General features: G+C 24.3%; 9 protein-coding genes and 1 pseudogene. All 10 read left to right on the forward strand.

The window, feature by feature from the left end; genetic code table 11:
- The first annotated feature begins 445 nt into the window (after positions 1 to 445).
- The 10 genes and pseudogenes from psmA (at position 446) to MBCUR_RS09715 (ending at position 8,213) form a co-directional block, all read left to right on the forward strand.
- Complete coding sequence (psmA, locus tag MBCUR_RS09670) at positions 446 to 1,234, forward strand: archaeal proteasome endopeptidase complex subunit alpha (RefSeq protein ID WP_067092763.1); 789 nt, start codon at positions 446 to 448, stop codon at positions 1,232 to 1,234.
- A gap of 248 nt (positions 1,235 to 1,482) precedes the next feature.
- Positions 1,483 to 2,184: a ribosome assembly factor SBDS gene (locus MBCUR_RS09675; RefSeq protein ID WP_067092765.1), complete on the forward strand. Its 702-nt coding sequence runs from the start codon at positions 1,483 to 1,485 to the stop codon at positions 2,182 to 2,184.
- 236 nt (positions 2,185 to 2,420) lie between these two features.
- Positions 2,421 to 3,072, forward strand: a pseudogene (rrp4, locus tag MBCUR_RS10855) (exosome complex RNA-binding protein Rrp4); the annotation flags it as partial.
- A gap of 761 nt (positions 3,073 to 3,833) precedes the next feature.
- Positions 3,834 to 4,547, forward strand: coding sequence for an exosome complex exonuclease Rrp41 (rrp41, locus tag MBCUR_RS09685; protein WP_067092767.1), 714 nt, complete (start codon positions 3,834 to 3,836; stop codon positions 4,545 to 4,547).
- A gap of 31 nt (positions 4,548 to 4,578) precedes the next feature.
- Positions 4,579 to 5,376 carry an exosome complex protein Rrp42 gene (rrp42, locus tag MBCUR_RS09690; RefSeq protein WP_067092769.1) on the forward strand — a complete coding sequence of 266 codons (798 nt, stop codon included), beginning with the start codon at positions 4,579 to 4,581 and terminating at the stop codon, positions 5,374 to 5,376.
- 524 nt (positions 5,377 to 5,900) lie between these two features.
- Positions 5,901 to 6,173, forward strand: a complete 273-nt coding sequence (gene rpl37A / locus MBCUR_RS09695; protein WP_067092771.1) for a 50S ribosomal protein L37Ae — start codon at positions 5,901 to 5,903, stop codon at positions 6,171 to 6,173.
- Positions 6,174 to 6,317 carry an Rpo12/RPC10 RNA polymerase subunit family protein gene (locus MBCUR_RS09700; protein WP_067092773.1) on the forward strand — a complete coding sequence of 48 codons (144 nt, stop codon included), beginning with the start codon at positions 6,174 to 6,176 and terminating at the stop codon, positions 6,315 to 6,317.
- 408 nt (positions 6,318 to 6,725) lie between these two features.
- Positions 6,726 to 7,259, forward strand: coding sequence for a hypothetical protein (locus tag MBCUR_RS09705; RefSeq protein ID WP_067092775.1), 534 nt, complete (start codon positions 6,726 to 6,728; stop codon positions 7,257 to 7,259).
- Complete coding sequence (locus tag MBCUR_RS09710) at positions 7,252 to 7,524, forward strand: KEOPS complex subunit Pcc1 (protein ID WP_067092776.1); 273 nt, start codon at positions 7,252 to 7,254, stop codon at positions 7,522 to 7,524. The genes MBCUR_RS09705 and MBCUR_RS09710 overlap by 8 nt, the downstream gene beginning before the upstream one ends.
- Positions 7,525 to 7,868: 344 nt before the next feature.
- Complete coding sequence (locus MBCUR_RS09715) at positions 7,869 to 8,213, forward strand: prefoldin subunit beta (RefSeq protein WP_067092778.1); 345 nt, start codon at positions 7,869 to 7,871, stop codon at positions 8,211 to 8,213.
- Positions 8,214 to 8,346 lie beyond the last annotated feature (133 nt).

Here is an 8,346-nt window from a genome sequence, read left to right on the forward strand (position 1 = left end):
ACATATATATTTGTATAATAAAAATTTCGAATAGTTTTACTAAACCATGGAGGTTTAGCTACTTTTTATAAATTTTTTTAAGTTGATTAAAATTTTTTTGTAATTTTTAAAAATTCTTAATTTATATTATTTTAAAAAATATATCTTTAAGAATGATATTTTAACAATATCATGTTTTTAGCAATTCTTTTTTAAATTAAAATTTTATTCAATCTATTTTTTAAAATTAATATAATAATATGTATTTTTTGATAAGATATTAAAGTTATATATCAAATATTTAGATTATACATAATATTATTTGTAATATAAATTCTTTAATTTTTAATATTAATTTTTTAATTTTTATATAAATTCTTTAATTTTTAATATTAAATCTTTAAATTTCTTTTTAAAAAAAAAATATTTATTTACTTTTATAAAAAAAATAAACGAGGGAAATATTATGCAACCTTTACAAAATGCTGGATATGACAGAGCGATTACTGTATTTAGTCCAGATGGAAGATTATTTCAAGTAGAATATGCAAGAGAGGCTGTTAAAAGGGGAACTACTTCCTTAGGTATTAAATCTAAAGAGGGAGTAGTTTTAGTGGTTGATAAAAGAACTACAAGTAAATTAGTTGAGTCTAAATCAATTGAAAAAATATATCAAATCGACAGTCATATTGGTGTAGCAACATCTGGTCTTGTTGCTGATGCAAGAGCTTTAATTGAAAGAGCTCGTCTAGAATCTCAAATTAATAAAATCACTTATAATGAACCAATTCGTGTAGAAACTTTATCTAAAAAAATATGTGATTTAAAACAAATGTACACTCAAAATGGTGGAGTCAGACCTTTTGGTTCTGCATTAATCATTGGTGGAGTTACTAAAGACAAATGTAAACTTTTTGAAACTGATCCGAGTGGAGCTTTAATTGAGTACAAAGCAACAGCTATTGGCTCAGGAAGATCTGCAGCAATGGATGTTTTTGAAGAGAAATACAAAGATGATTTAAGTTTAGATGAAGCTATTGAATTGGCTTTAGATGCTGTTTATGAATCAACTGAAGACAAAACAACTCCAGAAAATGTTGAAATAGCAATTATTGAAAAAGAAGATGCTAAATATAGAAAACTTTCTGATGATGAAGTTAAAGATCTTGTTGAAAAATTAATTGAAAAAAAGAAAGCTGAAGAAGAAGCTGATGCAAAAGAATCTGAAGAAAAAGAATCAGGTGAAGAAGAATAATTTTAACTGAATTTTATTTAACAAAACATTATTTTGCAATTTAAGCACACATAACTAAAATTCCATTTATTGGCTTTCTATTTTTTTGTTTAAATATTAATTTAATGATTTTATTTTTTATTTTTTTATTTTTTTATTATTTTTTATTTTTTCATCAATTATTATTGATTTAATTTTATACTTTAATTGTAATATGTTTTATTTTTTAATTTTATACTTTTAATTTTTATAATCTTTTTGGTGTTTGTATGGTTAATATAGATGATTCAATTATAGCAAAATTAGAATCTTTTGGAGAAAAATTTGAGATTCTTGTTGATGCAGATTTAGCTGCAGAATTTAGAAATCCTGACTCTGATAATATAGCCATTGACGATATATTGGCAGTGGAAGAAATATTTAAAGATGCAAAAAAAGGAGACAAAGCTTCTGAAGAAAGTATGAATAAAGTTTTTGAAACTGCTGATATAATTGATGTAGCAAAATCAATTTTAGAAAAAGGAACTATTCAACTTACTGCACAGCAAAAAAGAGATATGCAAGAGGAAAAAAGAAAGTTAGTCATTAGTAAAATAGCTCGTGAAGCCATTAACCCCCAAACAGGACATCCTCATCCTATTTTGAGGATTGAAAATGCAATGAATGAGTGTAAAATTCACATTGATCCTTTTAAATCCTTAGATGAGCAGGTTAAAACCACATTAAAAGCCATTAAAATTAAAATACCAATTCGCTTTGAAAGAGTTAAAATAGCCCTTCGGTTACCTGGTTCAAGTTCAGGAAATGCTTATTCTGCAATTCGCCCTTTTGGTCAAATTTTAAATGAAGAATGGCAACAAGATGGTTCTTGGATAGCTGTTGTTGAAATTCCTGGAGGACTCCAAGATGATTTTAACCACAAAATGGCTCAAATTTCTGGAGGCGAGGCAGAAACTAAAATTATTAAATAATATTATTTAGATTATTATTCATATTTATCAACAATATTTTTAGTATTTTTATATATTTTTTAATATTTTTATATATTTTATTAATGTTTTAATTGGTTAATAACTAGATTTAATGATTAAAAAAAAATATTACACTTGCTTGTTTTGTTGTTGTTTTTTTTTTAATGATTAAATTTTTCAATTTTATTTATTTTAATTTTATTTATTCATAAATTACTCAAATGGAGTATAAATGCATGATACATGTAAATGACAAAGATTTTGTGGTTCCAGGTCAGATATTAGCTGAAGATGATTTCTACTCTGGAAGAGGAACCTATAAAGACCAAAAAAATGTTATTTCCTCTTTAACTGGTAGAATTTCTCTTAGGAACAAAAAAATAAGTGTAATTCCTCTTAAAAGCAAATATGTACCAAAAAGAGGAGATGTAGTAATTGGTGAAGTTAGTGATGTTAGATTCTCTTTATGGGAATTAGATTTAAATTCACCATACTCTGGAATACTTCCTGCATCTGAAGTATTTGGAAGAGAAAAAAAAGACCTTAACAGAGTTTTTAAAGTAGGAGATGTGCTTTTTTTAAAAGTTGTTGATGTGGATGAGGTTAAAAAAGTTAAACTAGGACTTAAAGGAAGAGGAATGGGTAAATTTAGAGGTGGATTACTAGTTGATATTGCTCCAACTAAAGTTCCTAGATTAATTGGTAAAAAAGGATCCATGATTAACATGATTAAAGACAAGACTCAATGTAAAATTGTGGTTGGTCAAAATGGTCTTGTATGGATTCGTGGTGATAACGAAATGGAAGTAATCACCAAAAATATAATTAAATTAATTGAAGAAAATGCCCATACATCTGGATTAACTAATAGAATTAGAGATGAATTATATCTTCGTGTTGATGGTGAAATACCTCCAGAATTTAATGAAGAATTAGAACCAGAATATAATTCTCAAATAGAGGAAATAAACAATTTAGAATCTAACTATTCACAAGATAACCAAGATAACCAAGATAATTTCATCAATGAAAATTTAGAAAGTAATACACTAGTTAATGATAGTAATGGTGAAGATAGCATTGCCGACAATAATAGCAATAATAATATTATCATTGCGAAAGAAACCATTGTTGAAGAGGAAATTATTAATAATGGACCTCTTTATGATGAAGAAGGTTTAGAAAATCCTCAATTCCAAGATTTTAAAAGTGAAGTAGAATTAGAAATTCAGCAAGAAACTAGTACTAATGGTGATGATAATGAGGATAACATTAGTAAAAATAAAAATGATGTTGATATAATTAATAATAGAAATAATAATATTAATAATAATATTAATAAAAATACTAATGAAAATTATAATAATGAATATCTTAGTACAAATAATGATTCTGATAAAATTGCATCTTTAAATGATCTAGAAAATTTGAATAAATTCACTAAGAAAAAAAATAACGAAAAAAATGATGGGATACCAAAAATTAAACCAGTTACTAAAAAAGGATCATTTTTTGATAATTACAAGAACATAAAAAAGAGTTCAAAAGATTAAATTTACAGTTAATTATAAATGCATTTATTATATTTTACAATTAATTATAACTTAAATTAGTTATAGGATTAATATTAATTTATTTAAATACTTAAGGTGGTTGTTATCATCACTAATAATGAGACTAAGAAAGGAAGGGACGATAATAGGGCTTTTGATGAACTTCGTCCAATGAAAATTGAAGCCGGTGTGTTAGAGAGAGCTGATGGTTCAGCTTATTTAGAAGTTGGAGGAAATAAGATTTTAGTGGCTGTTTATGGTCCAAGAGAATCTTATATTAGAAGATTATTAAAACCAAATACTGGGGTTATTAGATGTCGTTACAATATGGCACCATTTTCTGTTGGAGACAGAAAAAGACCAGGACCTGATAGAAGATCAAATGAAATATCTAAAATAACTGCTGAAGCATTAAGGCCTGCATTACTTTTAGAAAATTATCCACGGTCTATGGTTGATGTATTTATAGAAGTTATTGAAGCTGAAGGTGGAACAAGATGTGCAGGAATCACTGCTGCTTCTGTTGCTTTAGCAGATGCTGGAATTCCTATGAAAGACTTAGTGGTTGCTTGTGCTGCTGGAAAAGTTAACGATGAAGTTGTTTTAGATTTATCTGAATATGAAGATAAAGATGGTCAAGCTGATGTTCCAGTAGCTATTATGCCAAGAAATGGTGAAATAACTTTACTCCAAAGCGATGGAAACTTAGACAAAGAAGAATTTTCACAAGCATTGGATTTAGCCATTGAAGGTTGTAAAAAAATAAGCGAAATCCAAAAAGAAGCTCTTGTAAGTAAGTATGGTGGATAGAAAATAATTAATAAGTACTTAATGGGGAATTATAATGAATATTATACCAGAAATAACAAGAGAAAGTATTACTCATATTATTAATGAAAATAAACGTGTAGATGGCAGAGCTTTAGATGAATACAGAAATATTGAAGTTGAAAACAATGTAATTTCAAAAGCAGAAGGTTCTGCTAGAGTTAAAATTGGAAAAACTCAAGTTATTGTAGGTGTTAAGCCAACAATTGGTGAGCCTTTTGGAGATAAACCTAATTTAGGTGTTTTGATGACTAATGCTGAAATGTTACCAATGGCTGATCCTAAATTCGAGCCAGGACCTCCTAGTGAAGCTTCAGTTGAGTTAGCAAGAGTTGTTGATAGAGCTATTCGTGAAAGTGAGATTGTAGATTTAGAAAGACTCTGTATAAAAGAAGGTAAAAAAGTTTGGATGCTTTTCATTGATTTACATATTATTGATTTTGATGGAAATCTCTTTGATGCTGCAACATTAGCTGTTGTTAGTGCATTATCTACAACTAAACTTCCTAAAGCAACCTTTGAAAATAATGAAGTTATTTTAAATGAAGAAGAAACTGAAAATTTAGTTTTAAGAGAAAAAGTTGCCATGTCAACATTTGTTAAGATTGGAGATAAAATGGTTTTAGATCCTGCATTAGATGAAGAGAGCATTCTTAAAGCAAGAATTTCAGTTGGTATCACAGAATCAGGTAAAATCTGTGCTATGCAAAAAGGTGGAGACGAGCCATTATCTCGAGAAAATATTTTAGAATCTGTTGAAATTGCATACTCTAAAAATAAAGAGCTAATTAGCAAATTAAATGGCTATTAAATTCTTATTAATTATTATTAATTAGCTAAAAAATTTATTTTCTCTTTATTTTCTCTTTATTTTTTTATATTTTAATTATTTTTCATTTTTTATTATTTTTTATTATTTTTTTTATAGTTGCTATTGTTTTTTTATTATTTTTTTATTTTTCTTAATTTTTTCTTAAATGGTTTAAATCAATATTTTTTTAAAAAATTTTATTTTGTTTAATTTCACAATTTGTTTTTTTATAAAAAAGTTTAAATACTTTAAAAAAAGATATTATATCATTAGATAAATTTAACTCTATTTTTTTATAAATTTTAATGATTTATAATATTTTTTTATTAGATTACAATTTATTATTTTCTGACTTCTATTAATTTTAAGAATTCTAAATTTTTAATTAAATTTATTAAATTTAATTAATTTTTAATAAATTTTAATAGATGTCAATTATGTTTATTTGATTTCAATTTTTTTATATTTTCATTAATAACTTAAAAAAAATTGATTTCAGTTTTATTTTCATTAGAGTGATTATTATGGCAAGAACTAAAAAAGTAGGAATTACTGGAAGATTTGGAGCCCGTTATGGAAGAAAGGCTAAAAGATCAGTTAGACAAATTGAAGAAAACATGAAAAAAAAGCATGTTTGTCCTCGTTGTCAAAGACCATATGTAAAAAGAGTCAGTGCTGGAATTTGGGAATGTAAAAAATGTGGTGTAACATTTACTGGTGGAGCTTATGTCCCTGAAACACCAATGGCTAAAACAGCTGTCCGTAACATAAAAAGAATAGTTGGGGGAGGTCAATAAGTGTATACCTGTCCTCACTGTGGAAATAAATTGGATTTAAGAAGTTTTAATGAAAATAAATGTCCTGAATGCAGATATAGGATTTTATTTAAAGATGTACCTTCTGTAAAAAAATCTATTAATTCTAGTGGATTATATGAATAAATTTGTTAAATAATTTTTATTTTAACTTATTTTTTAAGCATATAATTGTATAATAATTTAAATATTAATTTTTTTATTAGTATATTAATTTTTATTTATTAATATACTAATTTTACTTATTAAAATACTAATTTTATTTATTTAATATTATTAGGTTTATTTTTATTATTAGGTTTATTTTATCTAGTTATTTTATTATATTATTTTTATTTATTTTTTATTTATTTTTTAATTGTTTATTAGTTATATGAAGATTTTTCCACTTTTTCTTTTTTTATTTATGTAAGGATTTAGCTTTTTCTGATTTTTAATTTTTTAAGAGATTTTTATAATAAACTTATAATATTATTCATTTTTGATCCTAATTTATTTTTTTATTTTTTCTTTTTTATAATTTTATGTGATATTATGTTAATTTCAAGTTCAAGAAAACCCGCTCCTAAAACAAGATCATTTTGTAAAAATTTAGGACATACATTTGGCTATGAGTATGTTTCTAGAGGAAAATCATCTTTAAGGGATTTAGGTTTAAAATCTGAAGATTTAGGGCATAAATATGTTTTATTGGTCTATGAACTTGAAGGAAATCCATCTAAACTAAGTTTTTTTACAAATGATGGAAATGAAATTCTTTCTTTAAAAATTACTGCTAAAATTTCAAATGAACGTTTATTTATTAAACCTAAGGAATTAAAATTTAAGTTTATTTTACCAGGATTAGAATTTTTAAAGACATTTTTTGATTTTCCATTAGATTCAAATATTTTTTCAAATTCAATTGAAATTAATGAGTCCAAAAATTTAGATGAAATAGCAAATATTAGTTTTATCAATGATAAAGGAGAAAAATCTAAATTTGAAATAACAATTAGACGAATTTTGTTTATTGCAGATGAGTTAAAAAATAGAGACGAGAAAATGTTTGAGGGAAAAAATGGATGATGATTTATTTTCTAATATTAAATCCATTAAAAATGAAATTACTTTCAATTTTGATTCATCTGAGGATGCTAAAATAGTTTATGATTCAATTTCTATTGAACTTGAAACTTCTCCAGATTATCGTTCTATTGTTCATATTTCTCATTTAATATCTAAAATAATTTTAAATATAGAATCTAAAGATTTAACTTCATATAGAGCATCTATTAATTCAGTAGTTAAATGGATTAATTTAGTAATGGATATTCGAGATTTAGTTAATTAATCTGGTTAATATTATTTTTTTTAATTCATTTTTTAATTAATTTATCTTTGATAATTATTTTAAATTTAATTTTTGAATAATATTAAATACTATAATATCTATAATATTAATATATTAATTTATAAATAGAGTTTTTCCTTTTTAAATATTCTATTTTCTAATTTTAATAGTGTTTAATTTGTTACAGTAATTAATTTTTAATGAAACTTTATTATTTTTAATAAAACTCTATTATTTTAATGAAACTTTATTATTTTTAATAAAACTCTATTATTTTAATAAAACTTTATTATGAAATTTATATAAATATTTTTTTTAATAATAAATAAGTTTATGGTGATAATATGGATGTACCACAAAATATACAGCATCAATTAAGTCAATTTCAACAATTACAACAGCAAGCACAAGCTGTTACAATTCAAAAGCAAAATGTAGATATTCAAATTCAAGAAACTGAAAGAGCTCTTGAAGAATTAAAAAAAACAAATGCAGATGCTGAAGTTTTTAAAACTGCTGGAAATTTACTCATTAAAGTTAATCGTGATGAAGTAAATGAAGAATTAAAAGAAACATTAGAAACTCTTCAACTTAGAGAAAAAACAATGGCTCGCCAAGAAGAAAGAGTATTAAAAAAGCTTCAAGAGATGCAAGCATCAATACAAGAAGCAATGAAAACTGCAAATTAATTAAATAATCATTTTTAAAAATATTTATATCTAATTACATTATTTTTTGATTTTTATTTATTTTTATATTTTTTTTTTTTTTTTTTTTTTTTAATTTTAAAAACTATAACTTTTTTTCTTTTTTTTATATTTT

It is taken from the genome of Methanobrevibacter curvatus, from assembly GCF_001639295.1.
Taxonomy (GTDB): Archaea; Methanobacteriota; Methanobacteria; order Methanobacteriales; family Methanobacteriaceae; genus Methanoflexus; species Methanoflexus curvatus.

Excerpts from the sequence above, each read along its gene's own strand:
- MBCUR_RS09675 (WP_067092765.1), top strand. The coding sequence starts at position 1,483 with ATGGTTAATATAGATGATTCAATTATAGCAAAATTAGAATCTTTTGGA.
- MBCUR_RS09705 (WP_067092775.1), top strand. The coding sequence starts at position 6,726 with ATGTTAATTTCAAGTTCAAGAAAACCCGCTCCTAAAACAAGATCATTT.
- psmA (WP_067092763.1), top strand. The coding sequence starts at position 446 with ATGCAACCTTTACAAAATGCTGGATATGACAGAGCGATTACTGTATTT.
- MBCUR_RS09715 (WP_067092778.1), top strand. The coding sequence starts at position 7,869 with ATGGATGTACCACAAAATATACAGCATCAATTAAGTCAATTTCAACAA.
- rpl37A (WP_067092771.1), top strand. The coding sequence starts at position 5,901 with ATGGCAAGAACTAAAAAAGTAGGAATTACTGGAAGATTTGGAGCCCGT.
- MBCUR_RS09710 (WP_067092776.1), top strand. The coding sequence starts at position 7,252 with ATGGATGATGATTTATTTTCTAATATTAAATCCATTAAAAATGAAATT.